General features: G+C 67.3%; 16 protein-coding genes. 10 read left to right on the top strand and 6 right to left on the bottom strand.

The features are described from left to right. Positions 1 to 7 precede the first annotated feature (7 nt). The gene (locus DFW101_RS09435; protein ID WP_009181283.1) at positions 8 to 1543 is read right to left on the bottom strand and encodes a YifB family Mg chelatase-like AAA ATPase; all 1536 of its coding nucleotides are present in this window, start codon (positions 1541 to 1543) and stop codon (positions 8 to 10) included. Between the two features lie 166 nt (positions 1544 to 1709). Here DFW101_RS09435 and DFW101_RS09440 point away from each other — a divergent pair, with 166 nt between their 5' ends. Further along, a complete protein-coding gene (locus DFW101_RS09440; RefSeq protein WP_009181284.1) occupies positions 1710 to 3662 on the top strand; it encodes a PAS domain-containing sensor histidine kinase in 1953 nt (650 codons plus the stop codon). Between the two features lie 242 nt (positions 3663 to 3904). Here the strand turns inward: DFW101_RS09440 and DFW101_RS09445 are convergent, their stop codons facing one another. Beyond that, positions 3905 to 4402 (bottom strand): hypothetical protein, encoded by a 498-nt coding sequence (locus DFW101_RS09445; protein WP_009181285.1) that lies wholly within the window; start codon positions 4400 to 4402, stop codon positions 3905 to 3907. 162 nt (positions 4403 to 4564) lie between these two features. On the opposite strand from DFW101_RS09445, the gene DFW101_RS09450 reads away from it, so the two are divergent. From DFW101_RS09450 to DFW101_RS09470, 5 genes are all read left to right on the top strand, one after another. Beyond that, entirely contained in the window at positions 4565 to 5179 is a 615-nt protein-coding gene (locus DFW101_RS09450) for a hypothetical protein (RefSeq protein ID WP_009181286.1), read from the top strand. Between the two features lie 293 nt (positions 5180 to 5472). Next, positions 5473 to 6456, top strand: a complete 984-nt coding sequence (gap, locus tag DFW101_RS09455; RefSeq protein WP_009181287.1) for a type I glyceraldehyde-3-phosphate dehydrogenase — start codon at positions 5473 to 5475, stop codon at positions 6454 to 6456. 187 nt (positions 6457 to 6643) lie between these two features. Beyond that, complete coding sequence (locus DFW101_RS09460; RefSeq protein ID WP_009181288.1) at positions 6644 to 7804, top strand: response regulator; 1161 nt, start codon at positions 6644 to 6646, stop codon at positions 7802 to 7804. 148 nt (positions 7805 to 7952) lie between these two features. Then, positions 7953 to 8240 (top strand): hypothetical protein, encoded by a 288-nt coding sequence (locus tag DFW101_RS09465; RefSeq protein WP_043642822.1) that lies wholly within the window; start codon positions 7953 to 7955, stop codon positions 8238 to 8240. A 51-nt stretch (positions 8241 to 8291) separates the two neighbouring features. Beyond that, positions 8292 to 8621: a hypothetical protein gene (locus tag DFW101_RS09470; protein WP_009181289.1), complete on the top strand. Its 330-nt coding sequence runs from the start codon at positions 8292 to 8294 to the stop codon at positions 8619 to 8621. 129 nt (positions 8622 to 8750) lie between these two features. Here the strand turns inward: DFW101_RS09470 and secF are convergent, their stop codons facing one another. From secF to hflK, 3 genes are all read right to left on the bottom strand, one after another. Continuing rightward, a complete protein-coding gene (gene secF, locus DFW101_RS09475; RefSeq protein ID WP_009181290.1) occupies positions 8751 to 9842 on the bottom strand; it encodes a protein translocase subunit SecF in 1092 nt (363 codons plus the stop codon). A 283-nt stretch (positions 9843 to 10125) separates the two neighbouring features. Beyond that, positions 10126 to 10974, bottom strand: coding sequence for a protease modulator HflC (gene hflC, locus DFW101_RS09480; RefSeq protein WP_009181291.1), 849 nt, complete (start codon positions 10972 to 10974; stop codon positions 10126 to 10128). Continuing rightward, complete coding sequence (gene hflK, locus DFW101_RS09485) at positions 10971 to 12104, bottom strand: FtsH protease activity modulator HflK (protein WP_009181292.1); 1134 nt, start codon at positions 12102 to 12104, stop codon at positions 10971 to 10973. Before hflK ends, hflC begins: the two co-directional genes overlap by 4 nt. A gap of 82 nt (positions 12105 to 12186) precedes the next feature. Between hflK and DFW101_RS09490 the strand changes: the two genes are divergently transcribed. Further along, positions 12187 to 13560, top strand: coding sequence for a phosphomannomutase/phosphoglucomutase (locus tag DFW101_RS09490; RefSeq protein ID WP_009181293.1), 1374 nt, complete (start codon positions 12187 to 12189; stop codon positions 13558 to 13560). Positions 13561 to 13767: 207 nt separating this feature from the next. Beyond that, positions 13768 to 14274 carry a hypothetical protein gene (locus DFW101_RS09495; protein ID WP_009181294.1) on the top strand — a complete coding sequence of 169 codons (507 nt, stop codon included), beginning with the start codon at positions 13768 to 13770 and terminating at the stop codon, positions 14272 to 14274. Positions 14275 to 14438: 164 nt separating this feature from the next. On the opposite strand, the gene DFW101_RS09500 is transcribed toward DFW101_RS09495, so the two are convergent. Then, entirely contained in the window at positions 14439 to 14849 is a 411-nt protein-coding gene (locus DFW101_RS09500; RefSeq protein ID WP_009181295.1) for a hypothetical protein, read from the bottom strand. 209 nt (positions 14850 to 15058) lie between these two features. On the opposite strand from DFW101_RS09500, the gene DFW101_RS09505 reads away from it, so the two are divergent. Together DFW101_RS09505 and DFW101_RS09510 are read left to right on the top strand one after the other, a co-directional pair. Continuing rightward, positions 15059 to 15505: a 2-hydroxyacyl-CoA dehydratase gene (locus DFW101_RS09505; protein WP_009181296.1), complete on the top strand. Its 447-nt coding sequence runs from the start codon at positions 15059 to 15061 to the stop codon at positions 15503 to 15505. A gap of 317 nt (positions 15506 to 15822) precedes the next feature. Then, positions 15823 to 17301: an outer membrane homotrimeric porin gene (locus tag DFW101_RS09510; protein WP_009181297.1), complete on the top strand. Its 1479-nt coding sequence runs from the start codon at positions 15823 to 15825 to the stop codon at positions 17299 to 17301. Positions 17302 to 17346: the final 45 nt, after the last annotated feature.

A 17346-nucleotide genomic window follows, 5' to 3' on the forward strand; every position in this document is an offset into this window, starting at 1 on the left:
CCCAATCTTACGCCAGCCGCTGCCGGTCCAGATTGCGTAGATTGACGGCTTCGGCCAGATGCTCGACCCGGACGTCGGGCGTGGCGTCGAGGTCGGCGATGGTGCGGGCGATGCGCAAAATCCGCGTGTGGGCCCGGGCCGAGAGGCCGAGCCGTCTCACCGCGCCGTCGAGGAAGGCGTGGCCTTCGCCGGTCACGGCGCAAAACTGTGACAAGGACCGGCCCGAAAGCTTGCTGTTGACCGAAAACGGCAGCCCGCCGTAGCGGGCGGCCTGCACGGCCCGGGCCGCCAGCACCCGCTCCCGCATGACCGCCGAGGTCACGGCCGAGGCCTCGGCCCGCAGTTCCTTGTACGGCACGGCCGGCACCTCCACCTGCAAGTCGATGCGGTCCAGAAGCGGCCCGGACAGCCGCGACCGGTACCGCCGGACCTCGGCCTCGCCGCAGGAGCAGGCGTGGCGCTCGTCGCCGAGGTAGCCGCACGGGCAGGGGTTCATGGCCGCGACCAGCATCACGTCCGCCGGGTAGGACAAGGACATGGCCGCCCGGGCGATGGTCACCCGGCCGTCCTCCAGGGGCTGGCGCAGGACTTCCAGCACCGATTTCTTGAATTCCGGCAGCTCGTCCAGAAAAAGCACCCCCCGGTGGGCCATGGACACCTCCCCGGGCCGGGGATAGGAGCCGCCGCCGATCAGGCCGGCGTCGGAAATGGTGTGGTGCGGGCTTCGAAACGGCCGGGCCGTCAAAAGCCCGGCTCCGTCCAGCCGGCCGGCCACGGAATAGATGGTCGTGACCTCGAGCGCCTCGTCGAAGCCAAGCGGCGGCAGGACGGTCGGGATGCGCTTGGCCAGCATGGTCTTGCCCGAGCCGGGCGGGCCGATAAAAAGGAGGTTGTGGCCGCCGGCGGCCGCGATCTCGACCGCCCGCTTGGCGTGGGCCTGGCCTTTGACCTCGCTGAAATCCTCGGCAAAGGCCGCCTCCTGGCCGGCCGCCGCAAAGGACGGGGCCATGGCCGGGGAAAGCCCCTCCTCGCCCGTGAAAAAGCGCAAGGCCTGGGCCAGGGTCCCCACCGCGTACACGGCGAGGCCCTCGACCACGGCCGCCTCGGCCGCGTTGGCCTCGGGCACGAGCAGCCCTCGCGCTCCGGCCCGCCTGGCCCGGGCCGCCAGGGGCAGGATGCCGGGCACGGGTTTGAGTTCGCCCGAGAGCGACAGTTCGCCGGCCATGAAAAACCCGGCCACGGCCTCGGCCGGCAGGACGCCCACCGCGGCCAGCAGGGCCATGGCCAGGGGCAGGTCGTAGGCCGAGCCCTCCTTGCGGACATCGGCCGGGGCCAGATTGACGGTGATGCGGGCCGGGGGAAGTTTCAGGCCCGCGTTTCGAAGGGCGGCAAAAACCCGCTCCTTGCTCTCGCGCACCGCCCCCTCGGCCAGTCCGACCATGGTGAAAGACGGCAGCCCCTGCCGGGCCAGATCGACCTCCAGGGTGACCGGGTAGGCCTCGATGCCGAGCAGGGCGGCGGTGGAAATGGTGGACAGGCTCATGGTATTCCCAAACCGATACAGCCTGGGCCGCCGCAGGGCAAGGCCGGGCTTGGGCAACGGCCAGGAAGGCCGGGGGTTTTCATTTCATGCCGCCAGTGGTAGCGTTGTCCGAAGCCACAGCTGTTTTTGCAACAACACCTCACCGCCATCCCGGGACTCCAACGGCATGATCCCTGCCCGTTTTCCCCTGACGCGCTCGGTTGGCGGCGCGGTCCTCCTGACGCTTGTCTGCGTCAACACCGTGCTGTTGGCCGCCTTCGGCCTCCTCGACTACGCCGGGGAAAAGCACCGCTACGAAGCCGAACTCCGCTACGACCTCATGGTCGAGGCCGACCAGCTGGCCGCCAACCTGGCCACGCCCCTGTGGGTGCTCGACAAAGAGCATGTGCGGCGCCACCTGGACGGCATCATGCAAAACGAGCGCGTCGCCGCCGTGGTGGTGACCGAGGCCGGCTCCCCGGCCGTGTACGTCGGCCGCACCCGGGACCGGACCTGGCGGCCCTCGCCCGTCACCGAACACCCGGCCCTGGACGGGGTCATCGTCGAAAAGCGCCCCATCCGTCACCTGGACACGGACCTCGGCACGGTGGAAATCTTCGCCACCCGCCAGTTCGTGGACCAGGACCTGGAAGGTTCCTTCGCCCGCATCCTCCTGCGCATCCTCGGGCTCAACGCCTGCCTGGCCCTGGTCCTGGCCCTGGTTCTGCGCTGGCGGGTCATCGGGCCGCTGGCGCGCCTGGAACGCTACGCCGCCCGCGTCAGCCTCGGCGACGGCACCGGCGAAACCCCGCCCCTCGACGGCCTGCGCTGGGAAATGGCCAGCCTCGGCCGCACCATGGAAGAGATGGTCAACCGCCTCTCCTCGGCCCAGCGCAAATACCGGGACATATTCGAACACGCCACGGAAGGCATTTTCCAGACCACCTTCGACGGCCGCATCCTGTCGGCCAACGCCGCCATGGCCCACATGCTCGGCTACGATACGCCCCAGGAGTTCATGGAAACCGTCACCGACGTCGGCCGCCAGCTTTTCCACTCGCCGGACGAACGCCGGCGGATGCTCACGCGCCTTTTGTCCGAAGACAGCGTGCCCGGCCTCCAGCTCCGGTTCCTGCGCCGCGACGGCCAGACCATCTGGGTGCTTTTAAACATCCGGCTGGTGCGCGACGGCAAAGGCAATCCGCTGTATACCGAAGGCACGCTCACCGATGTCACGGCCCGGGTCCGGGCCGAACGCCGTCTGGAAATCTTAAACCGCCACCTGCGCGAGGCCGTCAAGGAACGGACCCGCCGGCTGGCCGAAAAAGCGGCCGAACTCGAAGCCGCCAACCTGCGCCTCCAGGAACTCGACCGGCTCAAATCCGGGTTCCTGGCCACCGTTTCCCACGACCTGCGCACGCCGCTGACGTCCATCATGGGCTTCGCCAAGCTCATCACCCGCGATTTCACCAAATTCTTCAAGCCGTTCGCCTCGGGCCACGAACGCCTGACCCGGCAGGCCGACCGCATCGCCGCCAACCTCGGCATCATCGAAAGCGAAGGCGAACGCCTGACAAGGCTTGTCAACGACTTCCTCGACCTGTCCAAGATCGAATCCGGCCGGGCCCAGTGGCGCGACGCCACCGTGGACACCGCCGCCCTCATCCTCCGGGCCACCGAAGCCAGCAGCGCCGATTTCGCGGCCAAGCCCGAGGTGGCTTTCACCATGGACGTGGCCCCGGACCTGCCGCCGCTTCGCATCGACCCCGACCGCCTGACCCAGGTGCTGGTCAATCTCCTCGGCAATGCCGCCAAATTCACCGACCAGGGCCACGTCCGGCTGCGGGCCGGCGTCGCGGGGCCGGTCCTTCGCGTGGAAGTGACCGACACCGGCCAGGGCATTCCCCGGGAATCGCTGGAGAAAATCTTCGATAAATTCCATCAGGCCCAGGCCGGGGACACCGTCCAGGAAGGCCAGCGCCGCAAAGGCACCGGCCTTGGCCTGGCCATCTGCCGCCAGATCGTCGGGCACTACCAGGGCCGCATCTGGGCCGAATCCGAACTCGGCCGGGGCAGCACCTTTCTCATGGAGCTTCCGCTCCCCCACCTGTCGCCGGGGGAGAACGAGGACGGAGAATAGAGGCGGGAGAAGGGGAGAGAAGACGAAGAAGCCTCCGGCGGCCGGGGGGGATCATCCCCCCCGGCCCCCCCGGGCGGGGATTTGGGCAGGCGAGTGGTTCGGCAGTCGTTGGCGGTTGCGCGTCGGTGCGACCGGAATCGGGCCGCCCCCTCCGGGTGGGTCCGGGAGGGGGTGACCCCCTCCCGGCCGCCGGAGGCATCTTCCCTTCCCCCGTCCCGCCCCGCCCGCCGCCGCGTCCGGGGCTACTGGCCGCCCTTCTGGCGCTGCTGGTCGATTTCCTTTTTGAGGCCTTCGCCGTATTTGCGGGACTGGATGATGATGTCGTCGACCTTGTCGCCACGAATCTTCATGAGCGAAATCTTATACGCCCCATCGATGGGAATCATGGAGTTCTTGGAATCCGCGTACAAGGCGTTCATGGCGCTGACGACCTGGTCCGGGTCCATGCCGGCGTAGGAATTGAAGCAGCCCCGGAAGTTGTTCTCGATGTCCTGGGCCTTGGCATCCTTTTGCATGGTGCTGATGTCGGTGCACATGATCCGCACGGCCGTGGCCAGGCCGAAGAGGAAGGCCCGTTTTTCCTTTTCGGTGTTGCTGGTCCAGGCGTGGGCGAACGTGGCGGCGCCGGCCGGGGCCGAGGCGGCCGGAGCCGCGGCCGTGACCTGGGAGGCCGGGAAAGCCGGGACGCGGCCGACCACGAGCACGAACAGGGCGGCAAAGAGCAGAGCCTTTTTGGACATGACGGAATTCTCCTTGGGTGGAAACGCTCGGGCGAGGGCCCGGAAAGATATGGGCCGTACCTACGCCAAGGCCGGCCGGCCGGCAAGGGGGCCGCCCTTGACAATCGGGCCGGCTCGGGCTTTGTTGAAGGAACGTCCGAAGTTGCGTCAAAGGAGCCTGCCATGATCCGATGCCTCCTGGTCTTGCCTGTCCTTGCCCTGTGCCTGGTGGCGGCCGTGCCCGCCCGCGCCGCCGACGCGCCGACCGAAATCGCCGGCCTGGCCCTTGGCGCCAATGCCGAAGAGTTGCGCGACCGCCTGGACATTTCCCGCATGGCTCCTTTGTGGGACCGGCCCTGGATGATCCGGGCCAACCTCAAGCCGACCAAGGGTTTCGCCGGCGGCTATGTGATCCTTGGCGGCTGCGCCACCACCAACCGCGTCGAGCGGGTGCGCCTGCAGTACCAGGACGGCTCCATGGCCCGGTTCGACAAGCTGGCCAAGGCCCTGACCGCCCGCTACGGCCTGCCGACCCCCCTGCCGGGCAAGCCGGGCGGCAAGTACCGGGGCCTGCGCTGGGTGTTCGGGTCCAACAAGACCAAGGGCATGGACATGCTGCTCGAGCATTTCGAGGGGAGCGGCGAGGACAATCCCACGGGCAACATCATCCGCCTGTCCGACAACCGGGCTCTGGCCCAGGAACGGGCCTGCTACGATTCCATGGTGCGGGGCGCGCCCGAGCCCAGGCCCGCCTTTCCCCTCTTCGAGATCGACGACTCCTGGCTGTTGCCCAAATAGGCGGGTTGCCGCGATCCTTGGGGCGGGACCGGCGGGTTCGCGCGGCCCCGCCCGATGGGGGCCCGGTCGCCAGCGGCCCCTTTCCGGGGGCCCCGGCCCCCCCTGGCGGCCAGGGCCCTGCCGGCCCCGGGAAGGCGGGCTAACCCTTTGGAAAAGAGCGACGTTTTATTGACACAAAAGCGTCACCCGGCCTATAATCCGCCGCGTTTGCGGGCCTCTCCCGTCCGCCGGACGCTCCGGGCCGAGACGCGCCCCACCCCGACAGTCACGACAACTCCCAGGAGGACCAGGATATGGCGGTTACGATCGGCATCAACGGATTTGGCCGGATCGGTCGGTACCTGACGCGGCTTCTGGCCGACGACCCCGACATCACCCTCACGGCCATAAACGCCCGGGCCGACAACGCCCAGCTCGCCCATCTGCTCAAGTACGATTCCGTGCACGGCCGGTTCGCCGGCACGGTGGTCCCCTGCGACGAGGGCCTCATGATCAACGACAGGCTGGTCCGGATCACCCGCCACGGCGGCGGCGACTGGCGCTGGGCCGATTGCGGCTGCCAGTTCGTGATCGAGACCACGGGCAAATTCGTGGACCGGGAATCGTGCGAAAAGCACCTGGCCAGCGGCGCGCAAAAGGTGATCATCAGCGCGCCCGGCAAAAACGAGGACGTGACCGTCGTCATGGGCGTCAACGACCACGAGCTGGCCCCGGAGCACCGCATCATCTCCAACGCCTCCTGCACCACCAACTGCCTGGCCCCCATCGCCAAGGCCTTAAACGACGCCTTCGGCATCCGGCACGGGCTCATGACCACCATCCACTCCTACACCATGAGCCAGCGCATCCTGGACGGCTCCCACAAGGACTGGCGGCGGGGCCGGGCCTGCGCCCTGTCCATGATCCCGACCACCACCGGCGCGGCCAGGGCCGTGACCAAGGTCATCCCGGCCCTTACCGGCAAGCTCGACGGCATGTCCATCCGGGTCCCGACGCCAAACGTCTCCGTGGTCGATTTCACCTGCGAGCTCGACAAGCCGACCGATACGGCCGGCATGCTGGCCGTGCTCCAGGCGGCGGCCGGGGACAACCTCGGGTTCACCGACGAGCCGCTGGTGTCCATCGACTTCGTGGGCGACACCCACGGCGGCGTGGTGGACGCCAAGGCCAGCCAGGTCCTCGACGGCACCATGGCCAAGGTGCTCGCCTGGTACGACAACGAGGCCGGGTTCACCAACCAGCTCGTGCGCCTGATCAAGAAAGCTGCCGCCTTTTAGGCCGTCCCCCGTTTCCGGACATCCGACCGCCCGCCGGCCCCGTGGCCCGCGGGCGGCCCGCGTTCTTTCCCTCCCCCCCGCCGGCCTGCCCGGCCCTGGCCCCCCCGCTCTAAAGCAAACGGCCAACCGGCCGATACGCCTTGTGCAAACGGCACTGCGCCGCAAACGCCAGCACGAGGTTTTGGCCATGACCGCGCCCACGACGCCCCTTTTTCGCTCCCCGCTCATCGTCTCCGCCAGCGAAGGCCATGCCAAGATCGACCGGGACTTTTTAAAGCGCGCCCGCATCTTCGGCGCCCGCCACGTGACGAGCGGCGCCGAGGCGCTGGCCCACCTGCGGCGCGGCGGGGCGGATCTCATCCTCTGCGACGCGACGCTTGCCGACATGGACGGCCAGGCCTTCGTGGCCGCCCTGCGGGCCGATCCGGCCCTGGCCGGCATCCCGGTCATCCTGGCCACCGTCGGCGGCCGGCGGGCCGAGGTCCTGGCCGCGGTCAAGCTCGGCGTGGCCGGCTACTGCCTGCGTCCCTATTCCGAGGACACCTTCCGGCGGCACCTCTCCATGGCCGCCCATGTGGCCCGGTTCGCAGCCGCGGAAAAGGCCGCCCTGGCCCGGGCCAGGGCCGGCGAGGCCGCGGGCGACCTGGACGGGGCGGCCCGGGACTTTGCCGCCGTGGCCGAGACCCCGGACGCCGCGCCCCGGCTTTTCGAGGAAGGCATGGCGGCCCTGGCCGTCCGGGACTTCGAACGGGCCATCGTGGCCTTTCACAAGGCCCTGGGCGCAAACGAGCTCTTCGTGGAAGCCTATCTCGGCCTGGCCCGGGCCTGGCTGGCCAAGGGCAGCACCCGCCAGTACCGCCAGTACATGAAGCAGGCGGCCTCGGCCTGCGCCCGGGCCCGGCGGTTCACGGAGCTGCGCGACCAGTTCCTGGCCCTGCTCGCGGCCGACGAGGCCGGGTTCAACCCGTTTCTGGCCCTTGGCAACGAGCTTTTGCGCGACCGGCACTACGCCGCCTCCATCTCGCTTTTCCGGCATGCCCAGGAACTGGCCCCGCAAAACGCCGACATTTATCTCAGCCTGTCCAAGGCCTACCATTTCCTGCGCCGCCCGGATCTGGCCCGGCGGGCCGTGGACAAGAGCCTGGCCTTAAACGACCGCAGCGACGAGGCCCGGGCCCTGCGCCAGCGTCTGGCCGACCGCGACAGGGAGGGTCTGGCGGCCCCGGGCGCCTTGCCCGGAGGGACCGACGCGCCGCGCTATCCGCTGCTCCTGCGCGGCGTCCTCTACCTGGCCGGCCTGGCCACCGACGCCCTCGTGCGGCCCCGCCGCCAGGCCAAGGCCGCCTGATCCCGCCGCCGGCCCGCCTTATCCAACGGCCCCTTGCCGGGGCCCGCCACGGCCAGCCCGGCAGGCCGTCCGACAGGCAGATTGCCTTGGGCCGGAAAGTGGGGCATAGCGAGGCCAGGAGCGCCGGTCGGCGCTCCCGGAGGAAGACATGTCCGAAGCCGTCACACCCGCCGGACATACCGAAGCGTCTCCCGCCGGCCATATCGAGGCCCAGCCTCCCGGCCGCTTCGAGGCCCTGCCGCCCGGCCGTTTCGAAGCCCTGCCACCCGGCACGGTGGCCATCTCCCCGGCCGGGGCGGTGTCGACCTCGCCGGCCGGCCATGTCGAGCCCGTGCCCGGAGGCCATGTGGAACCGGCGCCCGGAGGCCATGTCGAACCCCTTCCCGCCGGGTCCGTGGAAGTCCCCCTCGGCGGCATCGTCAACATCCGGCTCTAGTTCCGATTCCACCTCCATTCGGACGTACGGGCCGAAACCACCTGGAATGCCATGCACCCAATTCCTGCCATTTCCCGTTGCTTCGCCGCCGGCCTGGCCGGACTTCTCGTGACCGCGGTCCTCGGCTGCGGCCCGCGCAACACCTGGGTCAACCCGGACCATGGCCAGTTCCTGGTCGAAAAGGTCAAGGTCAACCGCAACGCCTACCTGCGCTACGCCCAGGCCGAGGAAGAGTCCCGCCGCGACGGCAACGCCGCGGACTCGGCCCGGTACCAGGAAGCCAAGGAGGCGGCCCGCAAGGAATACGACCGGTACAGCCGGGAGCTGTCCGCGTACAACGCCGCCCACCCGGGCAAGGCCGTCACGGAAGACGCCTTGTAGGCCCGCGCCATGGCGCGGCGGCCGGCGGGCAGGCCCGGACGGCCCGCCGGCCAACCCTGGACACAAAAAAGGCCGCCCCGTCGGGGGCGGCCTTGGTCGTCGGAAGCGTCGGAATGGCCCGGGGCTGGCTCAGGCCTTGGCGGGCGCGGTCGTGCCGGCTCCGGCGCCGGCCCGGGGCGTAAGCCCGGAACCGAGGTCCAGCAGGATGGGGCTGGCCACGAAGATCGAGGAATAGGTGCCGGCCAGGATGCCGATCAGCATGGCCAGGGCGAAGTCGTGGATGACCGCGCCGCCGAGAAAATAGAGGCAGGCGACGGTCAGGAGCGTGGTGCCGGCGGTCAGGATGGTGCGCGAGAGGGTCTCGTTGACGCTGGCGTTTATGACCTGCTCGAAGGGCAGGGCCTTGCCCACGGCCCGGTTCTTTTCCCGGATGCGGTCGTAGACGATGATGGTGTCGTTGAGCGAATAGCCGAGGATGGTCAGGAGCGCGGCCACGATGGTCAGGTCGAACTCCTTGTCGAGGAGGGAGAAGATGCTGACCGTGACGAGGATGTCGTGGAGGTCGGCCACCACCGCCCCGAGGGCGTACTTGAGCCGCATGACGAAACACAGGGCCAGGGTGATGCACATGGCTGCGGCGATCAGCCAGACGGTCGAGGCGCCGGCGAGCTTGAGCAGGTAGATGCCGCCGGCCAGGCCGGCCGCCATCATGCCGGCCGCCATCCACCGCTGCTCGAAGCGGCCGGAAATATAGATGGCGATCAGGAGCACGGAATAGAAAATGGCTTCGAGCGCCTTGCCGCGCAAATCCGCCCCGACCTTGGGGCCGACCATCTCCAGGCGCTGGACCGCGTAGCCCGAGTCCGGCAGGTTCTTGGCCAGGGCCGCCTCCACCGAGGCCCGCACGGTCTCCTGGTTGACCCCGTTGTCCGAGGCCCGGATGAGAAATTCGTTGGCCTCGTCCTGGCCGAAACGCTGGACCACCACGTTGTCGAGGCCCACCTGGTCCACGGCCTTGGTGATGGTCTCCACGTCCAGGGCCTTGGCGAACCGGACCTGGATGGACAGGCCGCCGGCGAAGTCCACGCCGAAACGGGGGCCGCCCTTGACGGCCAGGGACACGAACCCGGCCACGATGATCGCCGCCGAAATCAGGTAGGCAAGCTTCCTGTATTTCAGAAAATTGATGTTCGTGCCGGGCTTTATCAGCTCCAGAACCATCGTCTCCCCCTCTGGGTTGCTCCGGGAATGGCGGGGAAGGGGCCGGCGGCCGCCGGTTTTTTCCTTCCTCCCGGAAAGGCCATGCACCTTCCGTCAAATGCGCGCGCCTTGTCAAGCGTGGCGGCCTGGCGGTGGGGTGCCGTGGTGAAAAGCCGGGCCAGGCCGTCCCCAGCCGGCGCGGGCCGGACAAAACGGCAGCCTGTCGGCCGGCCGTCGCGCCCCCGAAAAGCGGGCCGCCGTCCCGGTCGAACAGGCAGCCGGGACAACGGCCTGGGCACGAGACCTACCGCAGGTACTTGAGAAACGGGCTTTGCGGCGTCAAAAAAATCCGGGTGTTTTGGGACATGGCCTTCTGGTAGGCTTCGAGGCTGCGGGTAAAGACGAAAAAGTCGGGGGCCTGGCTGACGGCTCCGGCCCAGACGGACGTGGCTTCGGCGTCACCGACGCCGCGCAGCACCTCGGCCTGCCGTTCGGCCTCGGCCAAAAGCACGGCCCGGTCCTTGTCCGCTCCGGATTTGATCTTCTCCATCTCTTCCCAGCCCTCGGAACGGTAGAGCTTGGCCTGGCGCTCGCGTTCGGCCCGCATGCGGCCGTAGATGGCCTGGGCGTTCTCCGGCGGCAGGTCGGTCCGCTTGATGCGGACATCGATCACCTCCAGGCCGTAGGGGGACAGGATTTCCGTCGATTTCTTGGTCACTTCGCCCATGATGAAGGCCCGCTTCGCCGAAACCACGTCCTGGAGGGTGTACTGGCCAAGCGCCACCCGCAGTTCGGCGTAGATGATGTCGTCGAGGCGGGCGTGGGCCCGGCTGACGGTGCGCAGCGTCCGGTAAAAGAGCAGCGGATCGGTGATGCGCCACCGGGCGTAGTTGTCGACCACCAGGTTTTTCTTGTCCAGCGTCAGGACCTCGGACGCCTTGGCGTCGTATTCGAGCAGCCGCGAATCGAAAAATACCACGTTTTGGATGAAGGGGATCTTGGCGTGCAGCCCCGGTCCCTTGGTGTCGCCCGTGGGCTTGCCGAGCTGGAGCACGATGGCCACCTCGGTCTGGTCCACGGTGTAGATGGTCTGGGCCGCGGTCACGAGGCCCACAAAGGCCACGACCGCGATGACGATATGGGAAATTCTCACGGCTTGCCCCCCTTGGCCTTGGCCGGATCGGCCTTTTGCCCCTCGGAGCGGCCGGCCGGATTCTCCGGCGCCGGGACCTGGGGAGCCTGGCGCAGGGCGTCCAGGGACAGGTAGGGCACGGCCTGCCGGGCCGCGTCGTCGCTTAAGACCAGTTTCTCAAGCCCGGGGTTGGAGAGCAGCGTCTCCATGCCTTCGATGTAGAGGCGGTCGCGGGTGATGTCCTTGGCCTTTTCATATTCGACGCGCAGCGCCGAGAACCGGTCCGCGCCGCCCTTGGCCCGGCGGATGACCTGTTCCCGGTAGGCGGCGGCCTCGTTCAGGATGGCCGCCGCCCGGCCCCGGGCCTTGGGCAGGATGTCATTGGCGTAGGCGTCGGCCTCGTTGACAAGACGGACCTTGTCCTCCCGGGCGCTGGCCACGTCCTTGAAGGCGTCCACCACTTCCCGGGGCGGGTGCACGTCCTGGAGCTGCACGGCCAGGACGTCCATGCCGCTGTCGTAGCGGTTGAGCATGGCCTGGAGCAGGGCCTTGGCGTCGGTCTGCACCTTGAGCTTGCCGGCCGTGAGCACCGAATCGATCTTGGCGTCGCCCATGACCTCGCGCATGGCCGCCTCGGCCGCGCTTTTGAGCGTCTGATCGGGATGGTCGATCTTGAAGAGATAATTGACCGGATTATTGACTTGGTATTGCACGATAAACTGCACGTCCACGATGTTCTCGTCGCCCGTCAGCATGAGCGACTCCTCGGGCACGGCCTTGTTTTGCAACGACGCGCCGTCGCGGCCGTAGTTCGAGTGGAAGCCCACCTCCACCCGCCGGACCTGGGAAACCTTCGGGGTCTTTACGGTCTCGACGGGAAACGGTAAGTGGTAATGCGGTCCTGGTCCCGTGGAATAGGCGTAGGCACCGAATCGCTGGACAATGCCGGCTTCGTCGGGCTCCACGATGTAGATGCCGCTGGCCAGCCAGAACACGGCCAGGACAAGGATGACGATTTTCGGCCCGCCGGGCAGCCGTCCCTTGAGGGTGGACAGTTTCCGTCCCCAATCCTCGCCCACGCGGCCTGGATCCGGGAGAGGCGATCCCTGGCGGCGTTTTTGCTCGGTGAGCTTTTCCCAATCCCAGTTCATTCCAGGCGGCATAAGAGAGATAGGGGGGAAGGTCAAGGGACGCCCCGGTCGACCGTTTTCGCCTGGACCGCAAGGAGATCGCATGAAGCCTGTATTGCCCGGGGTTTTCCGGGCCTATGACATCCGGGGCGTGGTGGACGTGGATTTCGATCCCGAGTGGGTGGAATGCTTCGGCCGGGCCGCGGGCGTCTATTTCAAGCGCCAGGGTCTTTCCCAGGCCGTGCTCGGCCACGACTGCCGGCTGACCTCCCCCGAATACCAGGCCCGGCTGGCCGTCGGCCTGGCCTCCTCGGGCCTCGACGTGGTCTGCCTCGGCATGGTGCCGACCCCGGTCTTCTACTACGCGGTCAAGGCCCTGGGCCGCAAAGCCGGGATCATGGTCACGGCCAGCCACAATCCGCCGGAGTTCAACGGCTTCAAGGTCTGGTGCGGCGAAACCACCATCCACACCCAGGCCATCCGGGAACTCTACGACATCATGGCGGCCGGGGAGTTCGCCTCCGGCTCCGGGATCGTGTGCGAGCACGACATCAAGCCGGCCTATGTGGAGCACGTGGTGGACCAGATGGTCCTGCCCCGGGCGGTGACCGTGGTGGTCGACGGCGGCAACGGGGCCGGCGGGCTTCTCTGCGCCGAGGTGCTGCGGCAGGCCGGGGCCCGGGTCATCCCGCTTTTCTGCGAGCCCGACGGCCGGTTTCCGAACCACCATCCCGACCCGGTGGTCCTTCACAACGTGGCCGATCTGGCGGCCCGGGTGGTGGCCGAGGGCGCGGACTTCGGCGTCGGCCTCGACGGCGACGCGGACCGCATCGGCGTGGTCGACGGCACGGGCCGGCTCCTGTACGGCGACCAGATCCTGGCCCTCTACGCCCGGGCGGTCCTGGCCAACCATCCCGGCGGCACGGTCATCGGGGAAGTCAAATGCAGCCACCTGCTTTATAAGGATATCGCGGCCCACGGCGGCCATCCGGTCATGGCCGCCACCGGGCACTCGCTGATCAAGTCCCGCATGCGCGAGACCGGCGCCATCCTGGCCGGCGAGATGAGCGGGCACATGTTTTTCGCGGACCGCTACTACGGCTTTGACGACGGCCTCTACGCCGCCGCCCGGCTGGCCGAGATCGTGGCCGCCTCCGACGTGCCGCTGGCGGACATGCTGGCCGACTGGCCGGCCACGGTCAACACGCCGGAAATCCGCATGGATTGCCCGGACGCCCTCAAGTTCGCGGTGGTCGAGAAGGCCAAGGCCTATTTCAAGGACCGCTTCGACGTCATCGACGTGGACGGGGTGCGCCTGACCTTTCCGGACGGCTGGGGACTCCTTCGCGCCTCCAACACGCAGCCGGTGCTGGTCCTGCGCTTCGAGGCCGAGACCGAGGCCCGGCTGGCCGAAATCCGCCGGGTGATCGAGGAGCCGGTGGCCGGCTGGATTGCCGAACTCGGCGGCGTGGCGTGAGTCCGGCCGGGGGCAGGAGCGGGGCATCGGAGAGGGACGGGGGGAAGCCTCCGGCGGCCAAAGGGCTCCCGCCCTTTGGAATCCCGTCACGGGCACGGAACGGGGCCTTTGTCTGAAGGTGTCCGCCTGCGGGTGGGCGGAAATTTGGGGACGAGGGGTGGCGGGCGACCCGCCCGCCGCCGCCCGGCCCCGGAAACGGAGGTGACCATGGCCGTGTACGCGCGCCTCGTCCTGACCGTCCTGGCCGTCCTGGCCCTCCTGCCGGCCGCCGGACCGGTCCCGGCCCACGCCCAGGAGCCGGCCTTTCACCCCAACCCGGCCCTGGGCGAGATGCTGGCCAAAACGCTCTACATCACCCAGCCGACCAATCCCGGCGGCAAGAACATTCTGGACAACAGCTGCATCTACAAGGACAGCTTTTCCCTGAGCCCTTCGGAAGAGCTCCTCGACCGATGCGACCTGCCCGCCGCAACCGGCCAGTTCACGGCCCAATACGGCCGGCCGGACGCCACCTCCCCGGCCCCGGGCGGCAAGACGCTCCTCGAATACTTCCTTTTATTCAACGAGAACGAATACCACGTGAAGGTCTTTATCGGCTGCGCCGCAGGCAAGACCGAGGCCTTCGCCATGGTCGAATGCAAGCGCGAACGCAACCGGGCCAAGCCCGGCCCGCCCAAGGACAACCGCTCGTTCTGGAAAAAGATCCTCCAGTAGCCGGTTCGGGCCGGCAGCAATCCGAACCGAGGCCGCGGGCCGCCGGGCCGCCCATGGCAACCCGGCGGCCCGCGGCCTCGGTGATGTTGACGCCCGCCGCCCCCGGCCGGGGGCGCTCTCCCGATCCTCGGCCGTGGCCGTCCGGGACGGGCAGCCGTGGCCTTTCAGGATGACGTCGAGGTGCCCCGGTAGGTCGGGGACTTCTCGATCAGGTCGGTCAGGAGGAGCACCATGGACAGGTCCCGCTTGTTGCCGGGCGTTATGGCCGACAACACGTAATCCTTGAGCGACGCCCCGGTGCCGGGCAGTTCCCGCCCGTCCCCCTGCTTGGTATTGTGCACGGCCTCCAGAAACGAAAGGAGCAGGTACGGCCACACGTCGTCGTAATAGAGATGGTAGTCGAGGATCTCCTTTATCTTGAGCACGGCGTACATGATGTTGTCGGTTTCCCTGTAATCCCTGGTCCACAGGTCCCGATCGCTCAGATGCGGCCGTCTGGGGGACAGATTGGTCGCCATCCCCTGCTGCGGGTCCCGCGCCCGACGATGGTCTTCGATACGGATGATACGGGCCATGCGCCTCCCTCCCTGGCGGCAACGCGTCCGGCTCTCCGGCCGGACGCTGGTTCTACCTCCCTTTTCGGCCGGTTGAGGGATTCCTTTAGCGCCGGCGCGATAGTTTATTGCAATACTATCATCTTGAAATTATTTAAATAAACTATTTCACGCCGCCAGCACCTCCGCGTAAGGAAAGACGACCCCACCCCGGAGCCTGGAGGAAAACCATGAGTGATCAAGCCCATACGGCCATGTGGGAAAGCCTCGATCTCGACCTCGAAGCCCACGACGCGCTGCTGGCGGTCCTGGGGAAATGTTACGGCGACATCGACCTGTCCCAGGAAGGACGCCTGAAAGGAGCGGAATACCTCGATTTCGTCCTCTCGAAAGTCCATGGCCTGCGGATCCGGGAGATCCAGGAGGCCCAGGCGGCCGGCAAAAACGTGGTCGGCACCTTTTGCGGGTTCGTGCCGGACGAGCTGACGCCGGCCGCCGGGGCCGTCCAGGCCGGGCTGTACGCCGAGGCCGGGGCCGGCACGGAAAAAGCCGAAACCATCCTGCCCCGAAACACCTGCGCCCTGATCAAATCCCTTGTCGGCTTCAAGCTGGCCTCGGCCCTCGCTCGGGTCGTGCCCGCGAAGTCCGGGATGCTTATTTTTAATGCAACACCATAAAAAATACCGGCGTATTTTTTAAAAGCGCGCCGCAGGTTCTTCCCCGCTCCCCGGCCTCCCGCCTGGATTCCGGTCCTCCGGGCCGCCCTCTCTTTGTTGCGATCTGCAACCGTGGGAACCGCCGTTGCATTCTGTAACAGCCTGGTTGGTTACAACATTTCAATAAATTCATATATTAATAATTTACCTTTTATAACTTGTTTTCCCGTCCAAGGGGGCATACTCCGGGCTCACGACAATCTCCGGATTCGCCCCCGGACTTGCCGGTGCGTCGATGGCGTCTCGTTCTGCGAGCCCACGATTTGGAGGAAGGAATCATGAAGAGACTTGGATGCCTGGCCCTTGCGGCCAGCATGGTTTTCGGCGCCCTGGGCGCCGCCCACGCCGCCACCGAGGTCAAGATGACCGGTGACGCCCGCGTGTACGGCAACTTCTTCGAGAACCGCAACTTCACCGGCTGGAACAAGGCCGGCACGAAAACCGAAGACACCTTCGAGATCTGGGAACGCTTCCGCCTGCGTTCCGACTTCGTGGCCAACGAGGCCGTGAAGTTCCGTCTGGGGTTGAAGGTCGAAGACGTCTGGGGCCACGGCACCTTCACGGCCGCCAACCCGGATGCCGCCACGTCCTTGCAGGTCGACCTGGCCTATCTGCAGTTCAAGGTGCCCGGCTGCGACAACATCCAGGTGACGGCCGGTCTGCAGGACGTCAACCTGCCGCAGTCGGCCCTGTTCTACAACAGCCCGGTTTTCAGCGACAAGATGGCCGCCCTGACCATCACCGCGCCGCTGATTGACAACACCCTGTCGGTCATTACCGGCTTTGGCCGCCTGATCGACACCAACCGGACCTACGACGCCACCACGACCCAGCGGGCCGACGAGCTGGACGCCTACTTCCTGGCCCTGCCCGTCACCCTGGAAGGCTTCAAGGCCACGCCCTGGGGCATGGTCGCCGTGGCCGGCCGCAACGCCGACTACTCGTACAAGGACACCACGGATACCGTGGATTCCGGCAACTCCTTCGCCAACACCCTGGTCTCCGCCGCCAGTTCCCGGAACATGACGACCAGCGGCCAGCTCGGCTCCTGGAAGAACTCCCAGAACCCCTACTTCTGGGTCGGCGGCGCGTTTGAAGTGACTGCCCTGGATCCGGTCCGTTTCTATGCCGACGTGATCTACGGCGCCGGCGCCACTTCCGACCACAAGGCCTCCAGCCGTGGCGGCTGGATGATCGACGCCGGTGCGGAATACACGGGCCTCGAGGTCGTCACGCCCCAGGTGTTCGCCTTCTGGTCCACCGGTGAGGACAAGTCCACCCGCAACGGCTCCGAGCGTATGCCGTACATGCGTTCCGCCTGGGGTCCGGGCAACAGCTTCCTCTTCGACGACAGCCAGGAGCTCGGCAAGGGTTCCAACATGTACGCGAGCCCGGTCGGCAACTACGGCATCGGCGCGTCCTTGAACAACATCTCGTTCATCGACAAGCTGACCAACCGCCTGACCTTCGTGTACATGCGCGGCAACAACTCGCCCCGCGCCATCCGTGACGCGGTGCTCAACTACAGCAACACCTACTTCACCATGGGGCATGACCTGACCACCAACGAATACCTCATGGGACTCAACTTCGACACCAAGTACATGATCTACGAGAACCTGGCCGCCGTCATGGAGACAGGCTGGGCCCACGGTCAGTTCCAGCAGAGCGTCTGGGGCCATCGCCTGGCCCACGAGGCGAACAACAACGACAACAATGCCTGGAAGGTCGCTTTCGGCCTGACCTACAAGTTCTAAAGACGGCTCGGATTCGCCACGACGCACCAAGGGGGCCTTCGGGCC

Source organism: Solidesulfovibrio carbinoliphilus subsp. oakridgensis (genome assembly GCF_000177215.2).
Lineage (GTDB): Bacteria > Desulfobacterota > Desulfovibrionia > Desulfovibrionales > Desulfovibrionaceae > Solidesulfovibrio > Solidesulfovibrio carbinoliphilus.

Excerpts from the sequence above, each read along its gene's own strand:
- DFW101_RS09460 (WP_009181288.1), top strand. The coding sequence starts at position 6,644 with ATGACCGCGCCCACGACGCCCCTTTTTCGCTCCCCGCTCATCGTCTCC.
- DFW101_RS09500 (WP_009181295.1), bottom strand. The coding sequence starts at position 14,849 with ATGGCCCGTATCATCCGTATCGAAGACCATCGTCGGGCGCGGGACCCG.
- DFW101_RS09510 (WP_009181297.1), top strand. The coding sequence starts at position 15,823 with ATGAAGAGACTTGGATGCCTGGCCCTTGCGGCCAGCATGGTTTTCGGC.
- DFW101_RS09465 (WP_043642822.1), top strand. The coding sequence starts at position 7,953 with ATGTCCGAAGCCGTCACACCCGCCGGACATACCGAAGCGTCTCCCGCC.
- DFW101_RS09505 (WP_009181296.1), top strand. The coding sequence starts at position 15,059 with ATGAGTGATCAAGCCCATACGGCCATGTGGGAAAGCCTCGATCTCGAC.
- DFW101_RS09450 (WP_009181286.1), top strand. The coding sequence starts at position 4,565 with ATGATCCGATGCCTCCTGGTCTTGCCTGTCCTTGCCCTGTGCCTGGTG.
- DFW101_RS09435 (WP_009181283.1), bottom strand. The coding sequence starts at position 1,543 with ATGAGCCTGTCCACCATTTCCACCGCCGCCCTGCTCGGCATCGAGGCC.
- DFW101_RS09495 (WP_009181294.1), top strand. The coding sequence starts at position 13,768 with ATGGCCGTGTACGCGCGCCTCGTCCTGACCGTCCTGGCCGTCCTGGCC.
- hflK (WP_009181292.1), bottom strand. The coding sequence starts at position 12,104 with ATGAACTGGGATTGGGAAAAGCTCACCGAGCAAAAACGCCGCCAGGGA.
- DFW101_RS09445 (WP_009181285.1), bottom strand. The coding sequence starts at position 4,402 with ATGTCCAAAAAGGCTCTGCTCTTTGCCGCCCTGTTCGTGCTCGTGGTC.
- gap (WP_009181287.1), top strand. The coding sequence starts at position 5,473 with ATGGCGGTTACGATCGGCATCAACGGATTTGGCCGGATCGGTCGGTAC.
- DFW101_RS09470 (WP_009181289.1), top strand. The coding sequence starts at position 8,292 with ATGCACCCAATTCCTGCCATTTCCCGTTGCTTCGCCGCCGGCCTGGCC.
- DFW101_RS09490 (WP_009181293.1), top strand. The coding sequence starts at position 12,187 with ATGAAGCCTGTATTGCCCGGGGTTTTCCGGGCCTATGACATCCGGGGC.
- DFW101_RS09440 (WP_009181284.1), top strand. The coding sequence starts at position 1,710 with ATGATCCCTGCCCGTTTTCCCCTGACGCGCTCGGTTGGCGGCGCGGTC.
- secF (WP_009181290.1), bottom strand. The coding sequence starts at position 9,842 with ATGGTTCTGGAGCTGATAAAGCCCGGCACGAACATCAATTTTCTGAAA.